Below are 21,033 nucleotides of genomic sequence, written 5' to 3' on the forward strand. Positions count from 1 at the left end.
TTGGCGGTTCAGGCCGCGGGCAGCAGGCCGACGCGGCGCGCGGTGGCGACGATGCTGCGCGCGCGCAGCAGGAAGGGCCGGTCGATCATCTTGCCGTCGACGACGAAGGCGCCGAGGCCGCGCTGCTCCGCGTCTTGCGCCGCTTGCACCACGCGCACGGCCTGCGCGATCTCTTCGGCATCGGGCAGGAAAGCCTCGTTGGCCAGCGCCACCTGGCTCGGGTGGATGCAGCTCTTGCCGGCGAAACCGAGGCGGCGCGCCATGCGCGCTTCGGCCAGGTAGCCTTCGGTGTCGCGAACGTCGGCGAAAGCGCCGTCGAAGGCGTCGACACCCGCTTCGCCCGCAGCCAGCCGCACGGCCAGCAGCACTTGCTGCACGGCGGCCACTTCGCGGCGCTGGATGCCCAGCGGCTCGAACAGGTCGCCCAGGCCGACCTGCAGGCCCATCACGCGCGGATCGGCGCAGGCAATGGACGCGGCTTCACGCAATGCGCGAGGCGTCTCGATGTTCAGCAGCATTTGCACCGGCACGGCCACGCCGTTGGCGCGCTCGGCGCGGCGGATCGCTTCGCTCGCCGCACGTACCTCGTCGGCCGATTGCGGCTTGGGCAGGTTCAGCACGTCCAGCCCGGGTTGCACGATGGCTTCGAGGTCGGCCTGGAAATGCGGCGTGTCCATGGCGTTCACGCGCACGATGACCAGCTTGCCTTCGCCCGGGGCGCGCGTGCGCAGGAAGTCGCGGACGGTGGCGCGGGCCTCGGGCTTGCGCTCCTCGGTGACGGCGTCCTCGAGGTCGATGGAGATGGCGTCGGCCGCACCGGCCAGCGCCTTGGGGAAGAGTTCCGGCCGCGAGCCGGGAACGAACAGCTTGCTTCTCATCCCGCCGAGGATAGCGGTCCTTGCGCGGGGACCAGCCGTCCCTCGCGCATTTGTTCCAGCCGCGAGATGCCCAGCAGCGCCATGTTGCGATGGATTTCCTGCTGCAGCAACGTGATGCCATGCCGCACGCCAGGCTCGCCGCCCACTGCCGCCGCGTACAGGAAAGGCCGGCCGATGAACACGAAGCGGGCACCGAGGGCGATGGCCTTCAGCACGTCGTTGCCGCGGCGCACGCCGCTGTCCATCATCACCGGAAGCTCGGGAACCGCGGCCACCACGGAAGGCAGCACGCGTAGCGGCGACACGGCGCCATCCAACTGTCGGCCGCCATGGTTGGAGACGATCAGCCCGTCGGCGCCGCAGTCGCGGGCCGAGCGCGCGTCGGCGGCGCTCAGGATGCCTTTGACGACCAGCTGACCCTTCCACAGCCGGCGGATCAGGCCCAGGTGTTCCCAGCCGAGGTGGTCGCGCGCGCCGAAGTCGCGCACTGCATTGCGCGAGAGGATCGGCGCGCCGCGCGTCGCCTGCGAATTCTCGAAATGCGGCATGCCGTGCTGCGCCAGCGTGCGCAGGAAGGAGCCGAACAGCCAGCGCGGATGCGTCACGCCCTGCCAGGCCAGCGCGACGCTGGGTCGCAGCGGGCTGGAGAAGCCGACCCGCACGTGGTTCTCGCGGTTGCCCGAGACGGCCGTGTCCGCGGTCACCACCAGCGTGCCGTAGCCAGCGCGGGCCACGCGTTCGACGAGGGCTTCGATGCGCGCCGTCTCGCCGGGCACGTAGGCCTGGAACCAGGCATCCGGGTTCGCGCGGCGCACGTCTTCCAGCGCGATCAGGCCGGTGCCGCTGCACACCATCGGAATGTTGGCGGCGGCCGCGGCCTGCGCCAGCGCGAGGTCGCCGCGGTAGGCGGCGAGGGCGCACATGCCCATGGGCGCGATGCCGAAGGGCGCGGACCAGGTCTTGCCGAACAGCGTGGTGGCCTGCGAGCGCTGCGCCACGCCTTGCAGCACGCGCGTGACGAAGCCCCATTCGGCGAAGGCGCTGCGGTTGCCGGCCAGCGAGGCGTCGGTCTCGCAGCCCCCCGCCACGTAGCCGTACACGGGCCGCGGCAGCACGCGCCGCGCCGCCGGCTCGAAATCCTCCAGCGAGAGGATGGAGCGGAGCCGGCGCGGCGTGTCCGTGGCTATGGTCCGCGTTCCGCCGGACGTGGCAAGGGCCTGCGAAGCGCTCATCGATCGCTCAATCCGCCTTGATGTCGGCGGCCTTGGCCACCTGGCGCCAGCGCTCGATTTCGGCGGCGATGAAGGCCTCGAACTCGGCGGGTTTCATGGCGGCCGGCTCGGCGCCTTCCTTCAGGAAGAACTCGCGCATCTCGGCCGACAGGATGATCTTGTTGATCTCGGTGTTCAGGCGGTCCACCACCGGCTGCGGCGTCGCAGCCGGCGCCAGCACGCCCCACCAGAGGTCGGTGGAACTGCCCTTGTAGCCGGACTGCTCCAGTGCGGGCAGCTCGGGCGCCACCGGTGAACGCGTCGGCGAAGTCACGGCCAGCGCGCGCAAGCGGCCGCCCTTCACCTGCGCGAGGATCGACGGCGCGCTGGCCACCAGCAGCTGGATCTGGCCCGCCAGCAGGTCGGTCGTCGCCGGGCCCATGCCCTTGTACGGTACGTGCGTCAGCTTGATGCCGGCCGCGTCGCTGAACAGCTCGGTGGCGAACTGGTTGATGCTGCCGGTGCCCGAGGTGCCGTAGTTCAGCTTGCCGGGGTTGGCCTTGGCGGCGGCGACCACTTCGCCGATGTTCTTGAACGGCGAATCGTGCGCCACCGTCACCAGCAGCGGGCCCTTGCCCAGCATCGCCACCGGCTTGAAGCTCTTGATGGCGTCGTAGGGCAGGTTGTTGCGGATCGCCGCGCCAGTGGTGAAGGTGGAAGACAGCACCACCAGGCTGTAGCCGTCGGCCGGCGCCTTGGCGACGATCGCATTGGCAAGGATGCCGCCGGCCGCGGGCCGGTTGTCCACCACCACCGGCTGGCCCAGCGCGTCGGAAAGCTTCTTGCCGATGGCGCGCGCGAAGGTGTCGTTGGAACCGCCGGGTGCGCTGCCCACCACCAGCGTGATCGGCTTGACCGGCCAGGCCGGCGCCTGGGCCAAGGCAACGAGGGGAAGCGCGCAGGCGAAAGCCAGCGCGGTGCGCAATGCGAAAGTCTTCACTTCTTGTCTCCAGCTTGTTGGAACTGCGGGCCTCACTCGATGCGGATGTTGGCCTCGCGAATCAGCGTACCCCATTTCCCGTGCTCGGCACGGATGTAGGCGGCGAATTGCTGCGGCGTGCCGGGCGTGGCTTCGCTGCCTTCGTGCAGCAGCTTCTCCTTGACCTCGGGGCGCGCGAGGATCTTCACGGTCTCGGTGTTGATGCGCGTGACGATGTCCGCAGGCATGCCCGCCGGGCCGACGAGGCCCAGCCAGGTGCTGGCATCGAAGCCGGGGTAGCCGAGCTCCGCGACGGTGGGCACGTTGGGCAGCGCGCCGATGCGGCGCGCGGAGCTCAATGCCAGCGCCCGCACCTTGCCTGCCGCCAGCTGCCCCATCACCGACACGCTGCTGCCGAAATAGGTTTCGACCTGGCCGCCCAGCAGGTCGGTCATCGCCGGGCCCGCGCCCTTGTACGGCACCTGCAGCAACTGGATGCCGGCGCGGCGCGCCAGCAGTTCACCGGCCAGGTGTCCGACGGTGCCGTTGCCGGCTTGCGCCAGGCGCATCCTGCCGGGCTCCGCCTTCGCGGCCTGCACGAAATCGGCCAGCGTCTTCAGTGGCGAATCGGGCCGCACCACCAGCACCACGGGCTGGTCGGCGATGCCGGCGATCGGCGTCAGGTCCTTCAGCGGGTCGAAGGGCATCTTCGCGTACAGCGAAGGATTGATGGCCAGGTTGGACGCCTGGCCCATGCCGATGGTGTAGCCGTCGGGCGCCGCTTTCGCGACGGCGTCCAGGCCGATGTTGCCACCCGCACCCGGTTTGTTGTCGACGATGACGTTCCAGCCCAGGAGCGTGCTGAACTTCTCCGCGATCATGCGCGAGGTGGTGTCGGTGCCGCCGCCGGGCGGGAAGGGCACGATGAAGCGGATGGTCTTGGACGGATAGCTGCCCTGCGCGAAGGCGGTGCCGGCAGCGGTGGCCATTGCGGCCGCGAGGAAATCTCTTCTTTGCATCGTTGTCTCCTTGGTTTGTCGTTTCAGACCGGGCAGCCCTTCTGGCGCAGCAGGGCGTTGAAGCGTTCCGGGTCGGCCTTGCCGCTGGCGTTGCCGGCGCGGATCTTGTCCTCGCGCGCGGCGTGCGCCCGCACCTCGGGCAGCAGCGAGGCCACGCGCGCCGCGGGCACGCACAGCACGCCGTCGGCGTCGCCGAGGATCAGGTCGCCGGGCGCCACGCTCATGCCGGCGCAGGCGACCGGCACGTTCAGCTCGCCCGGGCCGTCCTTGCTGGGGCCGCGGTGCGTGTGGCCGCGGGCGTAGACGGCGACGCCGCCTTCGGCCCATTCGGCGATGTCGCGCACCGCGCCGTCGACGATGAAGCCGGCGACGCCCCGCGCCACGGCAGTGGTGCGCATCAGGCCGCCGATCAGCGCTTGCGTCAGGTCGCCGGCGCCGTCGATCACGATCACGTCGCCGGGCTGCGCCATCTGCAGCGCCACGTGGATCATCAGGTTGTCGCCAGGGCGCGCGCGCACGGTCAGCGCGGGCCCGCACAGCGCCAGCTTCAGGTCGCCGTGATAGGCGTTCAGGCCCAGCGCGCCGACGCCGCGGCCGAGGCAGTCGCTCGCATGGGCGGCCGGCACGCCGCGGAAGGCGGTGACCAGCTCGGGGGCGATCGTGTTGACGCGCGGGTTGACGGCGTAGCCGGGCGGCCAGGATGCGGTGTTGCTCATGTCAGGCGGTTGCGGTTTGGGTGTGGAGGACTTCGGGGTTGACGCAGCTGCGCGCGTCCGGGCGCTGGCCTTGCAGGTAGCCGAGCACGTTGCGGGCGGCGCCTTCGGCCATCGCGGCCAGCGCAGCGGCCGTGGAACCACCCACGTGCGGCGTGAGGACGACGGTGGGCAATTGCGCCAGCGCGTGGCCGGCGGGCAGCGGTTCGGTGGCCATCGTGTCGAGGCCGGCGCCGGCCAGGCGGCCGTCGGCCAGGCGTGCGATCAGTTCGGTTTCGTCGACCACTTCGCCGCGCGCGGTGTTCACCAGCAACGCGCCAGGCGGCAACAGGTCGAATGCTTTTGCATCGATGAGATTGCGCGTCGCACGCGTGAGCGGCACGTGCAGGCTGAGGACGTCGCTCATGGGCAAGAGCGATTCGAAGCTGGCATGCAGCTGCACGCCGGCCACCGGCGACGCGCCTTGCAGCATGGGGTCGAAAGCATGCACTTCCATGGCCAAGGCCTGCGCGGCGCGTGCGACGCGCTGCCCCACCTGGCCGAAACCGACCAGGCCCAGGCGGCGGCCGCCCAGCTGCAGGCCGTCCTGCGCGCGGGTCCAGCGGCCGGCGCGCAGCTCGCGGTCCAGCAATGCGATGCGGCGCGCGGCGGCGAACATCAGTCCCAGCGTCAGCTCCGCGACCGAAGCCGCATTGGCGCCCGGCGTCACGTACACCGGCACGCCCTGGCGCGTGGCGGCGTCGACGGCGATGTTGCTCGCGCCGACGCCGTGCTTGGAGATCACCTGCAGGCTGGGGCAGGCCGCGATGGCGGCGGCCGACAGGTCCACCGTGCGCGAGATCACGGCATCGAAGGGCGTGGAGGCCATCAGCGCCTCCACTTCGGCGGCGCTGTTGGCGTCCTGCAGGAAGCGCACGCTGCAGCCTGCCTGCTGCAGCATGGCGAGGCCGGCAGGCGCCAGCTTGGGCGCGGTCACGAGAATCTGGAACGTCATCGGGGCGGATTCTGGGAACGCGCACTCATTCCGTCTATTCGATAATGATCATCGAATCATCACTTTTTCGAATTGATGGACCTGCACCTGCGCGACCTGCGCTTCTTCGAGACGGTGGCGGAACTGGGGCACCTGGGCCGCGCCGCGCAGGAGGTGGGCCGCTCGCAGCCGGCCCTGACCAAGTGCATCCAGCGGCTGGAAGGCCTGGTGGGCAGCCCCCTGTTCGAGCGCGCCGGCCGCGGCATCCGGCTGACGCCGGTGGGCGAGGTGTTGCTGGCGCGCTGCCGGCTGCTGCGTTCGGCCAGCGACGAAGTGGTGCGCGAGGTGCGCGATTTTGCGCAGGGCTCCGCCGGCCAGGTTGCCCTGGGCAGCGGGCCGATCGCTGCGGAGCACCTGGTGCCGGAGCTGTGCCGCGCGGTGCTGGCCGAGGCGCCGCGGGTGCGCGTCGACGTGCTGGTGGGCCCCAGCTTCGAACTGCGCTCGCAGCTGCGCCAGGGCAAGCTGGACCTGCTGGTGGGGCTGACGGTGGACAGCGACCCGGAGCTGGTGTCCTATCCGCTGGTGGAAGACGTGGTGGTGGTCGCCGCGGCGCGCAGCCATCCGGTGTTCCGCAAGCGCAAGCTGGAGATGCGCACCTTGCTGGATTACGGCTGGGCGCTGCCCAGCGCGCACATCCCGAGCCGGCAATGGCTGGACCTGGCCTTCAGCGGGCGCGGCCTGCCGCCCCCGGACGTGAAGCTGGAAAGCGGATCGATCGCGCTGCTGCCGCGGATGGTGGCGCGCACGGACTTGCTGACGTTCGTGTCGCGGCACACGCTGGCGCTGGAGCGCGGGGCCGCGCTGCGCGAGGTGCAGCTGCCGGCCACCACGCTGCGCCGCAACCTTGGCGTGACGCACCGGCGCGGCGGCTACCTGTCGCCGGCCGCGCAGCGCGTGCTGCGGCTGCTGCGCGAGCGCGGCGAGCAGCTGTTCGGCAGCGCGGGCTGAGCGCTCGCGCGGGCCTCAGCGGCTGCTCGGGCGCGCGGAGGCGCGGCTCGAGGACGGGCGCTTCGCCGACCGGGCGGACGGCTTCGAGGACGAGGACGACTTGCTGCGGCTGGACGACTTCGCCGAAGGCTTGGCCGCCGAAGACTTGCTCGAAGACGAGCGGCTCGACGACTTGGCCGCGGGCTTGGCCGACGAGGTCTTGCTCGCCGAAGACCGGCTGGAGGACTTCGCCGAAGGCTTGGACGACGAAGACTTGCTCGAAGACGAGCGGCTCGATGACTTCGCCGACGGCTTGGACGACGCGGACGCCTTGCTCGAAGAGGAGCGGCTGGAAGATTTGGCCGAAGGCTTGGACGACGAGGACTTGCTCGAAGACGACCGGCTGGACGAGGACTTCGCGGACGGCTTCGAGGAAGACGACGACTTGCTGCGGCTGGACGACTTGGCCGCCTGCTTGGACGCGGACTTGGTCGAAGACGACGATGCCTTCGCGCGCGAGGAGGACGCCTTCGAGCCGGACTTGGCCTGCGACTTCGGCTCCTTGGTTTCGCCGGCCTCGGCCCTTTGCTTGTTCACCGTGCGCGCAGCGATCTCCGCGGCGCGACCCGTCTGGCCGCGCTTCTCGTAGCTTTTCTTGATGTGTTCGTACTCGCGTTCTTCTTTCGGGGTTGAACCTGCAGGCATGGCGTTCTCCTTTGACAACGGACCCCAAGCGGGCCCGCGCCCAAGCTACGCCTGTGCGTGAAACACTTTTGTAGGAGCAATGCTCAAAACCGAGGCAAGCCTTGCATGGCGCTGCCAGCGCGCTCACGCGTCCTGCGGCATCTGCAGCGGGCGGCTATGCAGGTCCGGCGCGCGCGCGAGGCCGGTGGCGGCCAGGATCTCCTGCTCGGAGAGCGTTTCCTTCTGCAGCAGGGCCGCCGCCAGCGCGTCGAGCGCGCGCCGGTTTTCGCGCAGCAGGCGCTTCGCGTCATCGTGGCAGCCGTGGATGATGCGCTGCACTTCGGAGTCGACCAGGCTCGCCGTCTCTTCGCTGAAAGGCTTCTCGCCCATGTAGGCGCCGCCGCCCCCGAGGAAGGCGTTCTGCGCCGGCGCGAGCTGCACCATGCCCACCTTGTCGCTCATCCCCCAGCGCGTGACCATGTTGCGCGCGAGGTTGGTGGCCTGCTCGATGTCGTTCTCGGCGCCGGTGGTGCGGGTGCCGTACACCACTTCCTCGGCCGCGCGGCCGCCCAGCATGCCGACGATGCGGGCGCGGATGTAGGCCTCGGGGTAGTTGTAGCGGTCGGTCTGCGGCCGCTGGTAGGTGACGCCCAGCGCCTGGCCGCGCGGCACGATGCTGACGCGGTGCACGGGGTCGGCGCCGGGTACCAGCAGGCCGAGCAACGCATGGCCGCTTTCGTGGAAGGCGATGCGCTCGCGGTCGTCCGGCCCCAGCAGCAGCGGCCGCTCCGGCCCGAGCACGATCTTCTCCAGCGCGTCGCCGAAGTCCTTCTGCGTCACTTCGGACTCGTTGCTGCGCGCGGCCAGCAGCGCCGCCTCGTTCACCAGGTTCTTCAGGTCGGCGCCGGAGAAGCCGGGCGTGGTCTGCGCGATTTCCTCCAGGCTCACGTCGGCGGCCAGCGGCACCTTGCGCACGTGCACCTGCAGGATCGCCTGGCGGCCGGCCTTGTCGGGCAGGTTGACGACCACGCGGCGGTCGAAGCGGCCCGGGCGCAGCAGCGCGCGGTCCAGCACGTCGGGCTGGTTGGTCGCAGCCAGCACGATGATGCCCTCGCGGCCGGTGAAGCCGTCCATCTCGGTCAGAATCTGCTGCAGCGTGTGTTCCTGCTCGCTGGCGCCGCCGATGGCCACCTGGCCGCGGGCGCGGCCGATGGCGTCGACTTCGTCGATGAAGATGATGGCCGGCGCGCTTTCGCGGGCCTGCTTGAACAGGTCGCGCACGCGCGCCGCGCCCACGCCGACGATCATCTCCACGAATTCCGAGGCGCTCATGGAGAAGAAGGGCACGCCGGCCTCGCCCGCCACGGCCTTGGCCAGCAAGGTCTTGCCGGTGCCGGGAGCGCCGATGAGCAACACGCCCTTGGGCGCGCTGCCGCCCAGGCGCGTGTACTTCTGCGGCGACTTGAGGAAATCGACGATCTCCACCAGTTCGTTCTTCGCCTCGTCGATGCCGGCGACGTCGTCGAAGGTGACGCGCGTGTCCTTCTCCATGTCGTAGCGGCGTGCCTTGCTGCGCCCGATGCCGAAGATGCCGCCGCCCATGCCGGGGCCGCCGCCGGCTGCGGAGGCGCGCCGGTACATCCACACATAGAAGGCGATCAGGATGATGGCCGGCCCGAAGCCGTACAGCAGCGTGCTCCAGAAGCCGCCCTGCTGGATGGGGACGGCGCTGATTTCCACGCCGTGCTGGATCAGGAAGGACTCCAGGTCGCGGTCGAAAAAGGCGGGCAGCTCGGTGGTGAAGGTGGTGGCGGTCCGCGTGGGCACCGGCACGTTGACCTTGGTTCCCGGCGGCGTGGGCTGCGGGTGGCCGGCCGGCGGCCAGGTCACGGCGGCCTTGAAGCGGCCCTCGATGCTGGTGTTGCGGCTGTAGAGGGACTGCACGTTGCCGGCGCCGGCCTGCTCGCGAAACACCGTGTAGGGGATGGTGACCGGCGCCTCCGCGCCGTTGAACACGAAGGTGGAAAGCAGGTAGTTGACCAGCAGGATCAGCAGGAACAGGCCCCAGACCCGGCGTGGCGGCATGCCCGAGAACCCCTTGCCCGCGGGCGGCGTGGGCTTGCTGGGCGGCTGTTGCGCGGTCATGGCGGCTCCTGCGGTTGTTGCCCCATTCTCACGCAAGGGCGGCAAGCGAGGGGGTGACCGGAAGGCCCCAGATTCCCGCTGACTATAATCGCCGGTTGATTTGGAACCGCGCCATCCAGCGAAGAGGCGCATTCACCGAGGACACAATGAGCGACAGCCACGAAGCCCACACCGGTCCGATCAAGACGCCCAAGCAACTGCTGATCGCGGTGCTGTTCTCCTTCCTCGTCCCGGTGTTCATCATCATCGCGTTGGTCTCGTACGTGACCTCCGAGAACAAGCCGGCCGGGGACACCGAAGCGGCCAAGTACTCGCTGGGGGGCATGACGGCCCAGGACGTGGAACGCGGCGTGGCGGAGCGCATCAAGAAGGTGGGCACCGTGGAGATCCAGGATCCCAACCGCCCGCTCAAGACCGGCGAAGAAGTCTTCAAGGCCCAGTGCACCACCTGCCACACGGCGGGCGTGGCCGGCGCGCCCAAGTTCGGCGACGCCGCCGCCTGGGGCCCCCGCATCGCCCAGGGCTTCGAAGCGCTGGTGAACTCCGCGCTGCACGGCAAGAACGCCATGCCGGCCCAGGGCGGCGGCGATTTCTCGGATACCGAAGTCGCCCGTGCCGTGGCCTACATGGCCAACGCCGGCGGCGCCAAGTTCACCGAGCCGGCCGCGCCGGCTGCTGCCGCGGCCAACGGTGCGTCCGCCCCGGCGGCCGCCGCTGCCCCGGCCGCCGCGCCCGCTGCTGGTACGGCTGCTCCCGCCGCCGCCGCTGCGGCTCCGGCTGCCGCCGCCCCCGCAGCCCAGGCCGCCGCTGGCGCCGGTGCCGGCCAGGCCCTGTACAACTCCACCTGCCAGGTTTGCCACGCTGCCGGCGTGGCCGGTGCGCCCAAGTTCGGCGACAAGGCCGCCTGGGCGCCGCGCATCGCGCAGGGCAAGGACGCCCTGTACAACACCGCGCTGCACGGCAAGGGCGCCATGCCGCCCAAGGGCGGCAGCGCCGCGCCGGATGCGGACGTGAAGGCCGCGGTCGATTACATGGTGGGCGCGGCGAAGTAAGAGCCTTCGCCTCCAGGAAGAAGCCGGCCTGGCGCCGGCTTTTTCACGCCTGCGAGGAAGACGGGCTCAGCTGGTAGCCGAAGCGCGCTGGCAATTCGCTGGCGCGCACGTCCTGCGGCTGCCATTGGCCCTGTTCCACGGCTTCGGAGGCCTGGGCGATGTCCTGCGTGTGCACCAGGCCGAAGCCGATGTCGGTGTCCAGGTAGAGGCGGCCGCTTTCGTCCATCAGGCAGCCGCGCACCTGCGCGGGACGGCCGGTGTGGCTGGCGACCGAGCCGTCGGCCTGCAGGCGCCAGATCCAGGGCGTGGCCTGCAATTCGACGTACACGCGCTGCGGGCCGTTCTGGAAGTACCAGCGGCCGGCGGCGTCATGGTCGTAGTTGCGGTGGATGAAGTCGACCAGCTTGTCATGCCGCAGCAGGGAGCCTTTGCACTGCGGGAAGGCGCCGGCGGCCTGCGTGGCGTCGTCGCGCAGATACCAGTTGCCGCGCTCGTCCAGCCCCAGCCAGCCGTAGCAGTGCGGCACGTTCGGCCACTTGGCCATCGCTTGCCGAACGATGTCGTCCATCTGGCGATTATGTTCCGGGCGCCCAAGAAAAAAAAAGCGCCGCAGGGCGGCGCTTGGAGGTGCGGCAGCAATCGGCTGTCGCAACATGTTTGAATTGTGGGGGTTGTCTCCTCGGTCCCTCGTCCTAACTGCCCTACGAGGGGGCGCAGTCGAGTGCCGAGACTGTAAGGCTTTGCACCAGCCTAGGGCATCGGGACTTTCCCGCGCTCCGAATATGCTAGGGAAACTGGAAGCGTGAATCTTCCACGATCCATTCGGCGGCCTTCTCCGCCATCATCAGGGTCGGAGAATTGGTGTTTCCGCTGGTGATCGTGGGCATCGCGCCGGCGTCCACCACCCGCAATCCGGCGATTCCGCGCACCCGCATGCGGGCATCGAGCACCGCCATCGGGTCGCTGTCGGCCCCCATCTTCGTCGTGCCGACCGGGTGGAAGATGGTGGTGGCGATGTCGCCCGCGAGGCGCGCCAGGTCCTCGTCGGTCTGGTACTGCGGGCCCGGCTTCCACTCCTGCGGCTTGAAGCGCGCCAGTGCCGGCTGGGAGGCGATGCGGCGCGTGACGCGCAGCGAATCGGCCGCGACCTTGCGGTCTTCCTCGGTGGACAGGTAGTTGGGCGCGATCGCCGGGGCGTCCTCGAAGCGCTTGCTGCGGATGCGCACCCAGCCGCGGCTGCTGGGGTTCAGGTTGCAGACGCTGGCCGTGAAGGCGTTGAAGGCGTGCAGCGGCTCGCCGAAGGCGTCCAGGCTCAGCGGCTGCACGTGGTATTCGAGGTTGGGCCAGGCCTGCTCCGGCGAACTGCGCGTGAAGGCGCCCAGCTGCGAGGGTGACATGCTCATCGGGCCGCTGCGCTTCAGCGCGTACTCCATGCCGATCTTCAGCTTGCCCCACCAGCTGCTGGCCAGCGTGTTGAGCGTGGCGACGCCATCGACCTTGAACACGGCGCGGATCTGCAGGTGATCCTGCAGGTTCTCGCCGACCCCGGGCAGGTCGTGCACGACGGCTATGCCGTGCTCGCGCAGCAAGGCCGCCGGGCCGATGCCCGAAAGCTGCAACAGCTGCGGCGAGCCGATGCTGCCCGCGCACAGCAGCACTTCGTGCGCGGCCTGCACGGTGATCATTTCCTTGCCGTTCCAGACCTCGGCGCCGGTGCAGCGCTGGTTGCCGTCCCCCTGCGTTTCGATCACGAGCTTCGCGACCTGCGCGCCGGTCCACAGCTCGAAGTTGGGGCGGCCGTAGCAGGTGGGGCGCAGGAAGGCCTTGGCGGTGTTCCAGCGCCAGCCGTTCTTCTGGTTCACCTGGAAGTAGCCGACGCCTTCGTTGTTGCCGCGGTTGAAGTCCTCGCTGTGCGGGATGCCGCTTTCGCGCGCCGCTTCGGCAAACGCGTCCAGCACGTCCCAGCGCAGGCGCTGCTTCTCCACGCGCCATTCGCCGCCGGCGCCGTGCAGCGCGTCGGCGCCCTTGTAGAAGTCCTCGTGCTTCTTGAAGTAGGGCAGGCAGTTGTCCCAGGTCCAGCCGTCGTCGCCGGTGGCGCGCGCCCAGCCGTCGTAGTCGCGCGTCTGCCCGCGCATGTAGATCATGCCGTTGATGCTGGAGCAGCCGCCCAGCGTCTTGCCGCGCGGGTAACGCAGCGTGCGGCCGTTCAGGCCGGCATCGGGCTCGGTGTTGTACAGCCAGTCGGTGCGCGCATTGCCGATGCAGTACAGGTAGCCGACCGGAATGTGGATCCAGTGGTAATCGTCACGCGGGCCGGCTTCGATCAGCAGCACGCGCTTGGAGCGGTCCGCGGAAAGACGATTGGCCAGCAGGCAACCCGCCGTGCCCGCGCCGATGATCACGTAGTCGAACGTTGTCTCGCTCATTGAACCTCCGGACTTCCGGACGCAAAAGACGCAAAAGCGCGCAAAAACCGCAAAAGAACATCCTGGATTTTTTTGCGTCCTTTGCGCTCCTTCGCGTCTTTTGCGTCCGGAAGTCCGGCTGTTATTTCGCCGTAGGCATCGCGAACTCCGCGCCCTTGGAGATGCTCTCCGGCCAGCGCTGCATGATCGACTTCTGCTTGGTGTAGAAGCGCACGCCTTCCTCGCCGTAGGCGTGCATGTCGCCGAACAGGCTCTTCTTCCAGCCGCCGAAGCCGTGCCAGGCCATGGGCACCGGGATCGGCACGTTCACGCCCACCATGCCGACCTGCACGCGGCGCGAGAACTCGCGCGCCGTGTTGCCGTCGCGGGTGAACAGCGACACGCCATTGCCATATTCGTGCGCGTTGATCAGGTCCACCGCTTCCTTCAGGTCCTTGGCACGCACGCAGCCCAGCACCGGCCCGAAGATCTCCTCCTGGTAGATCTTCATGTCCGGCGTGACGCCATCGAACAGCGTGCCGCCGATCCAGAAGCCGTTGTCGCAGCCGGCGCCGGCCTTGGCGCCCTGGAACTTGCGGCCGTCCACCAGCAGCTTCGCGCCTTCCTTCTCGCCCTGGCCGATGTAGCCGGTGATGCGCTCCTGCGCCACCTTGCTGACGATGGGGCCCATCTCGGCGTCCAGTTCCTCGCCGTTCTTCACCTTCAGCGTGAGCGTGCGCTCCTTCAGCTTGTCCATGATCTGGTCGGCCGCGTTGCCCACCAGGATGCCGACCGAAATCGCCATGCAGCGCTCGCCGGCGGAGCCGAAGGCCGAACCGATCAGCGCGTCGACGGCCTGGTCCATGTCCGCATCGGGCATCACCACCATGTGGTTCTTGGCGCCGCCCAGCGCCTGCACGCGCTTGCCGTGGCGCGCGCCGGTTTCGTAGATCTTCTGCGCGATGGCAGTGGAGCCGACGAAGGAGATGGCCGACACGCCCGGGTGTTCCAGCAGCGCGTCTACCGCGTCCTTGTCACCCTGCACCACGCTGAACACGCCATCGGGCAGGCCGGCTTCCTTCAGCAGTTCGGCCATGCGGATCGCGGCGCTGGGGTCCAGCGGGCTGGGCTTGAGGATGAAGCAATTGCCGGCGGCGATGGCCACCGGGTACATCCACATCGGCACCATCACCGGGAAGTTGAACGGCGTGACGCCTGCCACCACGCCCAGCGGCTGGCGCAGCGTCCAGTTGTCGATGCCGGTGGAGACCTGGTCGGTGTAGTCGCCCTTCAGCAGCTGCGGAATGCCACACGAGAATTCGACGATGTCGATGCCGCGCGTCACTTCGCCCTGGGCGTCGGTGAACACCTTGCCGTGCTCGGCGGTGATCATGTGGGCCAGTTCGTCACGGTGCTTGTTCAGGAGCTCGAGGAACTTGAACATCACCCGGGCGCGGCGGATCGGCGGCGTGTCGGCCCAGGCCGGGAAGGCCGCCTGGGCGGCCCGCACGGCGGCATCGACCTCACCGGCGTTGGCCAGGGCCACCTGGCCGCTCACCTGGCCGGTGGCGGGGTTGAAGACATCGGCGCGGCGGCCGCTCTGGCCGGGGGCGACGCGGCCACCGATCCAGTGCCCGATGGAGGCAATGGCGGCGGGACGGGTCTTGTCGGGGGCGTTCATGGGGCGATCCTCGATTGGGGTGCGGGCAGTCTAACGCCGCGTTCGCAGGCCTTCCACGGGACCTCCCCGCAGTCCCGGCCTCCTCGCAAAGGGCGAACACTTCCCGCCCCCGAAACTCGACTCTGCCGTTAGGATGGACGGCCCGCCCATGAGCACCACCAACGACGCCACGCCCCGCTTCGAATCGGAGCCCGCCTCCGAGGCCGCCGTGCGCCTGCTCGGCGAATGGACGGCTTCGCAGTTCGCCCGCCCGGGCTTGCTGCGCGAGCTGAAGCGCCGCCTGCCGGAGGCCGAGCCGGGCCGCGGCTGGGACCTGCGCGGGGCCAAGCAGATCGACCACGTGGGCGCGCAGTTCCTGTGGGACCACTGGGGCCGGCGCTGGCCGCCGCAGCTGGAGACCAGCGACACCCAGCGCTCGCTGCTGGAGCGGGTGGCGAAGCTGACCACCGAGCCGCGCAGGAAGCGCAAGGCGAGTTGGTGGACGCTGTACCTGGAGTTCGGCGCCTCGCTGCTGCGCGCGATGGGCCATGTGCGCGATTTCATCCGCCTGCTCGGTCGGCTCACGCTCAACCTGGGCCGGCTGGCGAAGGCGCCGCATCAGGGGCCCTGGCGCGATTTCTCCGGCCACCTGTATCGCATCGGCGCCACCGCCTTGCCGATCACCGCGCTGGTCGGCTCGTTGATCGGCGTGGTGCTGGCCTACCTCACCGCGCAGCAGCTCAAGCAGTTCGGCGCCGATGCCTACATCGTCAACATCCTGGGCATCGCGCTGATCCGCGAGTTGGGGCCGCTGCTCGGGGCCATCCTGATCGCCGGGCGTTCGGGCAGCGCCATCACCGCGCAGATCGGCGTGATGCGGGTGACCGACGAACTCGATGCCATGAGCGTGATGGGCATCTCGCACAGCTACCGCCTGGTGCTGCCGCGCGCGATGGCGCTCGCCATCGCCATGCCCCTCATCAGCGGCTGGACCACGCTGGCCGGCCTGCTGGGCGGCATGCTGGCCGCGGACCTGTCGCTGGGCATCACCCCCAGCTACTTCATCAACGCATTGCCCGACGCGGTGATGGTGTCCAACCTCGTACTGGCGCAGGTGAAGTCCGTGGTGTTCGGCATCCTCATTGCGCTGATCGGCTGCCACTTCGGCCTGCGGGTGCTGCCCAACACGCAGAGCCTGGGCGAGGGCACGACGTCCTCGGTGGTGACGGCGATCACGGTGGTGATCCTGGTCGACGCGCTGTTCGCCATCCTGTTCAAGAACGTGGGGATCTGATGGAAGACCTGAAGGACCGCCGCGTCGCCAGCGCCCTCGAGCCGGACGAAGACGTGCCGATGGTGGACATCCGCAACCTGTGGACGATCTTCCGCCACCCGGACCGCCGCGTCGTGATCCACAAGGACCTGAACCTGCAGGTGAAGCGCGGCGAAGTGATGTCCATCGTCGGCGGCTCCGGCACCGGCAAGACGGTGTTGCTGCGCCAGATGCTGGGCCTGGAGCGGCCGGCGCGCGGCGAGATCCTCATTGGCGGGCGGCCGCTGCAGAAGCTGGACCGGCGCGGCGCCAGCAGCCGCGTGGGCATGCTGTTCCAGCACGGCGCGCTGTTCTCCGCCTTCACGGTGCTGGAGAACGTCGCCTTCCCGCTGCGCGAACTGAAGACGCTGCCGCCGCGCCTGATCGAGGAAGCGGCGCTGGTGAAGCTGCAGATGGTGGGCCTGAAGCCGGCCGACGCCGACAAGATGCCGTCCGAGCTGTCCGGCGGCATGATCAAGCGGGCCGCGCTGGCGCGCGCGCTGATCATGGACCCGCCGCTGCTGCTGCTGGACGAACCCACCGCGGGCCTGGACCCGGACAGCTCCGATGCCTTCGTCAACCTGCTGCGCTCGCTGCATCGCGAGCTGGCGCTGACGGTCATCATGGTGACCCACGACCTGGACACCTTGTTCGAGCTGTCCACGCGCATCGCGGTGCTGGCCGAGCAGAAGGTGATCGTGACCGCGCGGCCGCGCGACGTCATCGCCTTCCGGCATCCCTTCGTGGAGGAGTTCTTCCTGGGCGAACGCGGGCAGCGGGCGATGGAACTGCTGCGCGAATACCCGTTCGCGATCTAGCGTCGAAAGGAAACGGCAACATGGAAAACAAAGCGCACGCCCTGGCCGCCGGGATCTTCGTGGCGCTGCTCACCGTGCTCGTGCTCGGCCTGGCCTCCTGGCTGACGCGCGACACGGGAGTGCGCGACAGCTACGAGATCACCACGCGCGAATCCGTCACTGGCCTGCAGGCGCAGGCGCCGGTGCGCTTGCGCGGCGTCGACGTCGGCAAGGTGAGCTCGGTGGGCTTCGACCCCAAGGTGCAGGGCAACGTGCTGGTGCGGCTGCAGATCGACCGCGACGCGCCGCTCACCACCGACACCTTCGCCACCCTCAGCTACCAGGGCGTGACCGGCCTGGCCTTCATCCAGCTGTCGGACAACAACAAGAAGGCGCCGCGGCTGGAACCGGACGACGACAACCCGCCGCGCATCCCGCTGAAGCCGGGCCTGCTGACGGAGCTGGAGGAGAAGGGCACCCTGATCATGGACAAGGTCAACGAAGTCGCCGCGCGCGTCAACACGCTGCTGGGTGATGAAAACCAGAAGCGCATCGCCACCGCGCTGGAAAGCGTGGGCCGCACCGCCGACACCACCAACCAGCTGGTGCAGCACCTGGACCAGACGGTGTCCAAGCGCGTCGACCCCGCGCTGGCCGATGCCGGTACCGCGCTGCGCAGCGTGCAGCACACTGCGGCCAACCTCGACAAGACGGTCGACGAGTTCGGCACCGTGGCCCGCCGCATCAACGCCCCGGACGGTCCGCTGGACCGCATGGGCGAGGGCGTCGATTCCCTGTCCGCGGCGGCCGACCAGTTCGGCCGCGCCACCTTGCCGCGCATCAACCGCGTGGCCGACGAAGCCACCCGCACCGTGAAGTCCCTGAACCGCGCCGTGAGCGAACTCACCGAAAACCCGCAAGCCCTCGTGTACGGCCAGGGCCGGCCCGTGCCGGGGCCCGGCGAACCTGGCTTCGCCGCCCCGGGAGCCGCCCGATGATCCGCCGCCGCCCGCTTCTCGTCGCGGCCGCCCTGTCGCCGCTGGTCCTGGCTGGCTGCAGCAGCATCCTGCCGGACAAGCCGGTGCGAGAGACCATGTTCGACCTCGGTCCCGCGCCGGCCACGGCGCAGGCGAAGCCGCTCGGGGCGCCGCTGGTGCTGCCGGACGTCGAAGTGGCCGGCGCGCTGGAGACCACGGCGCTGCTGTTCCGCCTGGGTTACGCCGATGCCTTCCAGCTGCGGCCCTACGCTTTCGCGCGCTGGAGCGCGCCGCCGGCGCAGCTGGTGCGGCAACGCCTGCGCGACCACCTGGGGCAGACGCGGCCGATCCTGGACAACGCGGCGGCCGCCTCGCTGGCGCGCCGCGGTGGCGTCACGCCGCCGGTGCTGCGGATCGAGCTGGAGGAATTCAGCCAGCTGTTCACGTCTCAAACGGAAAGCGAAGGCGTGGTGCGCCTGCGCGGCACGCTGCTGGAAAGCACGGCTGCCGGCGAGCGGCTGGTGGCGCAGCGCAGCTTCATCGGGAGGCAGCCGGCCCCCAGCGCCGATGCGCCCGGCGGCGTGCGCGCCATCAGCGCCGCCACTGACGCCGTCGCGCAGGAGATCCTGGCCTGGCTCGCGCAGCCACGCTGAGGACAGGAGGCCGCCATGTCCATCGCCCGCCTCGAGGAACAGATGCGCACCATCGGGCTGGAGGTGCTGGGCTGCTGCGAGAAGCTGTCGGAGCGGCCCGGGCTGCTGCAGGAAAGCCCGATCCTGCAGGACTTCACGCCGCAGGAGGCCGACGTGCTGGGCGAGGGCATGCTGCACGTGCATGCGGAGCCGGGGCAGATGCTGATCCGCGAAGGCGACTCCAGCGAGTGGATGATGCTGCTCCTGAACGGCACGGTGGACGTCGGCAAGCGCATGGGCCACGAGGCGGCGCCCGAGCAGCGCGGCGACAACACGCGGCTGGCGGTGATCCGCACCGGCGCCGTGCTGGGCGAGATGTCGATGTTCGACGGCGAGCCGCGCTACGCGAGCTGCTGGGCGCTGAGCCCGGTGGACGCCGCAGTGATGGACCGCGACGCGGTCGCCCGCCTGATCAAGGCGCATCCGGCCGTGGGCGCCAAGCTGCTGGTGAAGCTGACGCAGCTGCTGGCGCAGCGCCTGCGCAATACCAGCACGCAGCTGGTGAAGGTGATGCGCCAGCGCACCACCGAACAATGACTAGCGGCGGTGTTGCAAGGCGGCGCGCAATGCGTCGACCCGCGGATTGCGCGGCCCCGCCCGCCACACCAGCGCCACCGGGTTGGGCGGGATCGCTGGCGTCACCGCCAGCCGGCTGACGCGCCCCTGCATCAGCGCCAGCTTGAGCGTGCTCGCCGGCACCACGCCCAGGCCCAGCCCCTGCGCGACCAGTTCGATGTTCGTCACCGGGCTGGTCGATTCGACCTGGGGCTGCGGCAGCGCGGCGCCGGCGCGGCGGAAGCGTTCCTCCAGCAGGCGCCGCATCATGGAGCTGGGCGCCGGCATCACCCAGCGCGCTTCGGCCAGCGCCGCCCAGCCCACGCGCCGCTGGCCGGCCAGCGGATGCCCGGGTGGGGCGATGACGTGGAACTCGGCGTCGAACAGCTTCTCGTAGGCGAGTTCCGGTCCCAGGTCCTGCGGCATCTGCGCCGGATAGCTGGTGACCAGCGCGTCCACCTCGCCGGCCGCCAGCGCCTGCAGCAGCAGCGGCACGCGCTCTTCCAGCAGCGCGACCTGCAGCGGCGGCTCGCCGGCCGCCAGCCGCGCCAGCACCGCCGGCAGGATGCCGTGGGCGACGAACGGCGGTGCGCCCACGCGCAAGACCGGCGCCGGCGCGGCGGCCACCACTTCGTGCTGCAGGTGGCCCAGCTGTGCCAGCAGCAGCGCGGCGCCATCCAGCGCGATGCGCCCGCGTTCGGTGGGCACGATGCCGCGGGCGGTGCGCTCGAACAGCGGCACGCCGAAGGCGGCTTCGATCTCGCCCAGCGCCTTGCTCAGCGCGGGCTGGGTGAGGTGCATGGCCTGGGCCGCGGCGCGCAGGCTGCCGCCCTGCTGCAGCGCGAGCAGCAGCTGCAGGTGGCGGAAGCGCAGGCGGGCGGCCAGGCGCGCAGCGGGTTCGACAGCCATGGAGCGATTACCAGAGGTTTGCAATGGATGAAAACATATCACTTCCGGATATCGCCTGCATTGCCTATCCTTGGTCCGACTTCCCGAGGAGACAAGCCATGCAGCGTCGCCAGTTCCTGGCCAGTGCCCTGCCCATCGCCCTTGCCGCCGCCGGTGCGCGCGCGGCGGATGCCTTTCCGGCCCGCTCCGTGCGCATCGTCGTGGCCTACGCGGCCGGCGGCGGCCCCGACGTGCTGGTGCGCCAGCTGGGACCGCGCCTCACCGAACTGCTGGGCCAGCCGGTGATCATCGAGAACAAGGTGGGCGCGGCCGGCGTGCTGGCGGCGCAGTACGTCGCGCAGCAGCCGGCCGATGGCTACAACCTGCTGATGGGATCCAACACCCACTTGATCCAGAAGATCCTGCAGCCGGAACTGAAATACGACCCGATCGCCGACTTCGCGCCGGTGAGCAACATGGCCGCCTCGCCGACCGTGATGGTGGTGCGGGCCGACCGTCCCTGGCACAAGGTGGAGGACGTGATCCACGCGGCCCAGGCGGCGCCCGGCAAGCTCAATTACAGCTCGGGCGGCATCGGCACCGCGGCGCACCTGGCCGGCGCCACCTTGGTGTCGCTGGCCGGCCTGAAGGCGCAGCACATCCCGCTCAAGGGCTCGGTGGAGATCGCCGCTTCGCTGCTGCGCGGCGACACCGACTTCGCTTTCCCGGTGGCCGGCACCGGCATCCCGCAGGTCAAGGGCGGCAAGTTGCGCATGCTGGCCACCACCGGCGCCGCCCGGCTGAAGGACTTTCCCGAGGTGCCGACGCTGAAGGAGGTGCTGAAGAACGAGCTGGCGGTGCAGGAGTCCTGGTTCGGCCTGTGGGCGCCGGCCCGCACGCCGGCCGGGCCCATCGCGCGCTGGCACGACGTGCTGGTGCGCGTGCTGGCCGAGCCCGCCACGCGCGCGCAGTTCGAGGCCACCGGCAACACGGCGACGCCGAGCGAGTCGCCGCAGGCCTTCGCCGCCTTCATCCGGGCCGAGAACCGCAAGTGGGCCGACATCATCAAGCTGGCCGGCATCACCGGCATCTGAGGGGGACAGGAA

General features: G+C 69.8%; 20 protein-coding genes. 9 read left to right on the forward strand and 11 right to left on the reverse strand.

Annotated features, from left to right (window positions below; all coding sequences use genetic code 11):
* Window positions 1–8 precede the first annotated feature (8 nt).
* Genes HHL11_RS32410 through HHL11_RS32435 form a run of 6 tightly spaced genes read right to left on the reverse strand, consistent with a single transcriptional unit; the run spans window position 9 to window position 5,794 of the window.
* A complete protein-coding gene (locus HHL11_RS32410; protein ID WP_169422775.1) occupies window positions 9–878 on the reverse strand; it encodes an HpcH/HpaI aldolase/citrate lyase family protein in 870 nt (289 codons plus the stop codon).
* On the reverse strand, window positions 875–2,110 hold the full coding sequence (locus HHL11_RS32415; protein ID WP_169422776.1) for an alpha-hydroxy acid oxidase: 1,236 nt from the start codon (window positions 2,108–2,110) through the stop codon (window positions 875–877). The genes HHL11_RS32410 and HHL11_RS32415 overlap by 4 nt, the downstream gene beginning before the upstream one ends.
* 7 nt (window positions 2,111–2,117) lie before the next feature.
* Entirely contained in the window at window positions 2,118–3,089 is a 972-nt protein-coding gene (locus tag HHL11_RS32420) for a Bug family tripartite tricarboxylate transporter substrate binding protein (protein ID WP_342593314.1), read from the reverse strand.
* Window positions 3,090–3,121: 32 nt separating this feature from the next.
* Window positions 3,122–4,087, reverse strand: coding sequence for a Bug family tripartite tricarboxylate transporter substrate binding protein (locus HHL11_RS32425; protein WP_169422778.1), 966 nt, complete (start codon window positions 4,085–4,087; stop codon window positions 3,122–3,124).
* 23 nt (window positions 4,088–4,110) lie between these two features.
* Window positions 4,111–4,803: an RraA family protein gene (locus HHL11_RS32430; protein WP_169422779.1), complete on the reverse strand. Its 693-nt coding sequence runs from the start codon at window positions 4,801–4,803 to the stop codon at window positions 4,111–4,113.
* Between the two features lies 1 nt (window position 4,804).
* Window positions 4,805–5,794, reverse strand: a complete 990-nt coding sequence (locus tag HHL11_RS32435; RefSeq protein ID WP_169422780.1) for a hydroxyacid dehydrogenase — start codon at window positions 5,792–5,794, stop codon at window positions 4,805–4,807.
* Window positions 5,795–5,869: 75 nt separating this feature from the next.
* On the opposite strand from HHL11_RS32435, the gene HHL11_RS32440 reads away from it, so the two are divergent.
* Entirely contained in the window at window positions 5,870–6,781 is a 912-nt protein-coding gene (locus tag HHL11_RS32440) for a LysR family transcriptional regulator (RefSeq protein WP_169422781.1), read from the forward strand.
* 100 nt (window positions 6,782–6,881) lie between these two features.
* Window positions 6,882–7,409, forward strand: coding sequence for a hypothetical protein (locus HHL11_RS32445; protein ID WP_169422782.1), 528 nt, complete (start codon window positions 6,882–6,884; stop codon window positions 7,407–7,409).
* Between the two features lie 179 nt (window positions 7,410–7,588).
* Here HHL11_RS32445 and ftsH read toward each other — a convergent pair whose 3' ends face one another.
* Window positions 7,589–9,589: an ATP-dependent zinc metalloprotease FtsH gene (gene ftsH, locus HHL11_RS32450; RefSeq protein ID WP_169422783.1), complete on the reverse strand. Its 2,001-nt coding sequence runs from the start codon at window positions 9,587–9,589 to the stop codon at window positions 7,589–7,591.
* A 146-nt stretch (window positions 9,590–9,735) separates the two neighbouring features.
* On the opposite strand from ftsH, the gene HHL11_RS32455 reads away from it, so the two are divergent.
* Window positions 9,736–10,641, forward strand: a complete 906-nt coding sequence (locus HHL11_RS32455) for a c-type cytochrome (RefSeq protein WP_169422784.1) — start codon at window positions 9,736–9,738, stop codon at window positions 10,639–10,641.
* Between the two features lie 43 nt (window positions 10,642–10,684).
* On the opposite strand, the gene HHL11_RS32460 is transcribed toward HHL11_RS32455, so the two are convergent.
* From HHL11_RS32460 to HHL11_RS32470, 3 genes are all read right to left on the reverse strand, one after another.
* Window positions 10,685–11,209 (reverse strand): DUF2946 family protein, encoded by a 525-nt coding sequence (locus HHL11_RS32460; protein WP_169422785.1) that lies wholly within the window; start codon window positions 11,207–11,209, stop codon window positions 10,685–10,687.
* A gap of 217 nt (window positions 11,210–11,426) precedes the next feature.
* Window positions 11,427–13,067 (reverse strand): GMC family oxidoreductase, encoded by a 1,641-nt coding sequence (locus tag HHL11_RS32465; protein ID WP_169422786.1) that lies wholly within the window; start codon window positions 13,065–13,067, stop codon window positions 11,427–11,429.
* Window positions 13,068–13,188: 121 nt separating this feature from the next.
* Window positions 13,189–14,727, reverse strand: a complete 1,539-nt coding sequence (locus HHL11_RS32470; RefSeq protein ID WP_169422787.1) for a CoA-acylating methylmalonate-semialdehyde dehydrogenase — start codon at window positions 14,725–14,727, stop codon at window positions 13,189–13,191.
* Between the two features lie 148 nt (window positions 14,728–14,875).
* Between HHL11_RS32470 and HHL11_RS32475 the strand changes: the two genes are divergently transcribed.
* Genes HHL11_RS32475 through HHL11_RS32495 form a run of 5 tightly spaced genes read left to right on the forward strand, consistent with a single transcriptional unit; the run spans window position 14,876 to window position 19,021 of the window.
* The gene (locus tag HHL11_RS32475; protein ID WP_169422788.1) at window positions 14,876–16,000 is read left to right on the forward strand and encodes an MlaE family ABC transporter permease; all 1,125 of its coding nucleotides are present in this window, start codon (window positions 14,876–14,878) and stop codon (window positions 15,998–16,000) included.
* On the forward strand, window positions 16,000–16,836 hold the full coding sequence (locus HHL11_RS32480) for an ABC transporter ATP-binding protein (RefSeq protein ID WP_169422789.1): 837 nt from the start codon (window positions 16,000–16,002) through the stop codon (window positions 16,834–16,836). Before HHL11_RS32475 ends, HHL11_RS32480 begins: the two co-directional genes overlap by 1 nt.
* A gap of 20 nt (window positions 16,837–16,856) precedes the next feature.
* Window positions 16,857–17,813 (forward strand): MlaD family protein, encoded by a 957-nt coding sequence (locus HHL11_RS32485; protein WP_169422790.1) that lies wholly within the window; start codon window positions 16,857–16,859, stop codon window positions 17,811–17,813.
* On the forward strand, window positions 17,810–18,445 hold the full coding sequence (locus HHL11_RS32490) for an ABC-type transport auxiliary lipoprotein family protein (protein WP_169422791.1): 636 nt from the start codon (window positions 17,810–17,812) through the stop codon (window positions 18,443–18,445). The genes HHL11_RS32485 and HHL11_RS32490 overlap by 4 nt, the downstream gene beginning before the upstream one ends.
* 15 nt (window positions 18,446–18,460) lie before the next feature.
* Window positions 18,461–19,021, forward strand: coding sequence for a Crp/Fnr family transcriptional regulator (locus HHL11_RS32495; RefSeq protein ID WP_205964803.1), 561 nt, complete (start codon window positions 18,461–18,463; stop codon window positions 19,019–19,021).
* Here HHL11_RS32495 and HHL11_RS32500 read toward each other — a convergent pair whose 3' ends face one another.
* Complete coding sequence (locus HHL11_RS32500) at window positions 19,022–19,948, reverse strand: LysR family transcriptional regulator (protein WP_169422792.1); 927 nt, start codon at window positions 19,946–19,948, stop codon at window positions 19,022–19,024.
* 98 nt (window positions 19,949–20,046) lie between these two features.
* Here HHL11_RS32500 and HHL11_RS32505 point away from each other — a divergent pair, with 98 nt between their 5' ends.
* Window positions 20,047–21,021, forward strand: coding sequence for a Bug family tripartite tricarboxylate transporter substrate binding protein (locus HHL11_RS32505; protein ID WP_169422793.1), 975 nt, complete (start codon window positions 20,047–20,049; stop codon window positions 21,019–21,021).
* Window positions 21,022–21,033: the final 12 nt, after the last annotated feature.

The organism is Ramlibacter agri, assembly GCF_012927085.1.
Taxonomy (GTDB): domain Bacteria; phylum Pseudomonadota; class Gammaproteobacteria; order Burkholderiales; family Burkholderiaceae_C; genus Ramlibacter; species Ramlibacter agri.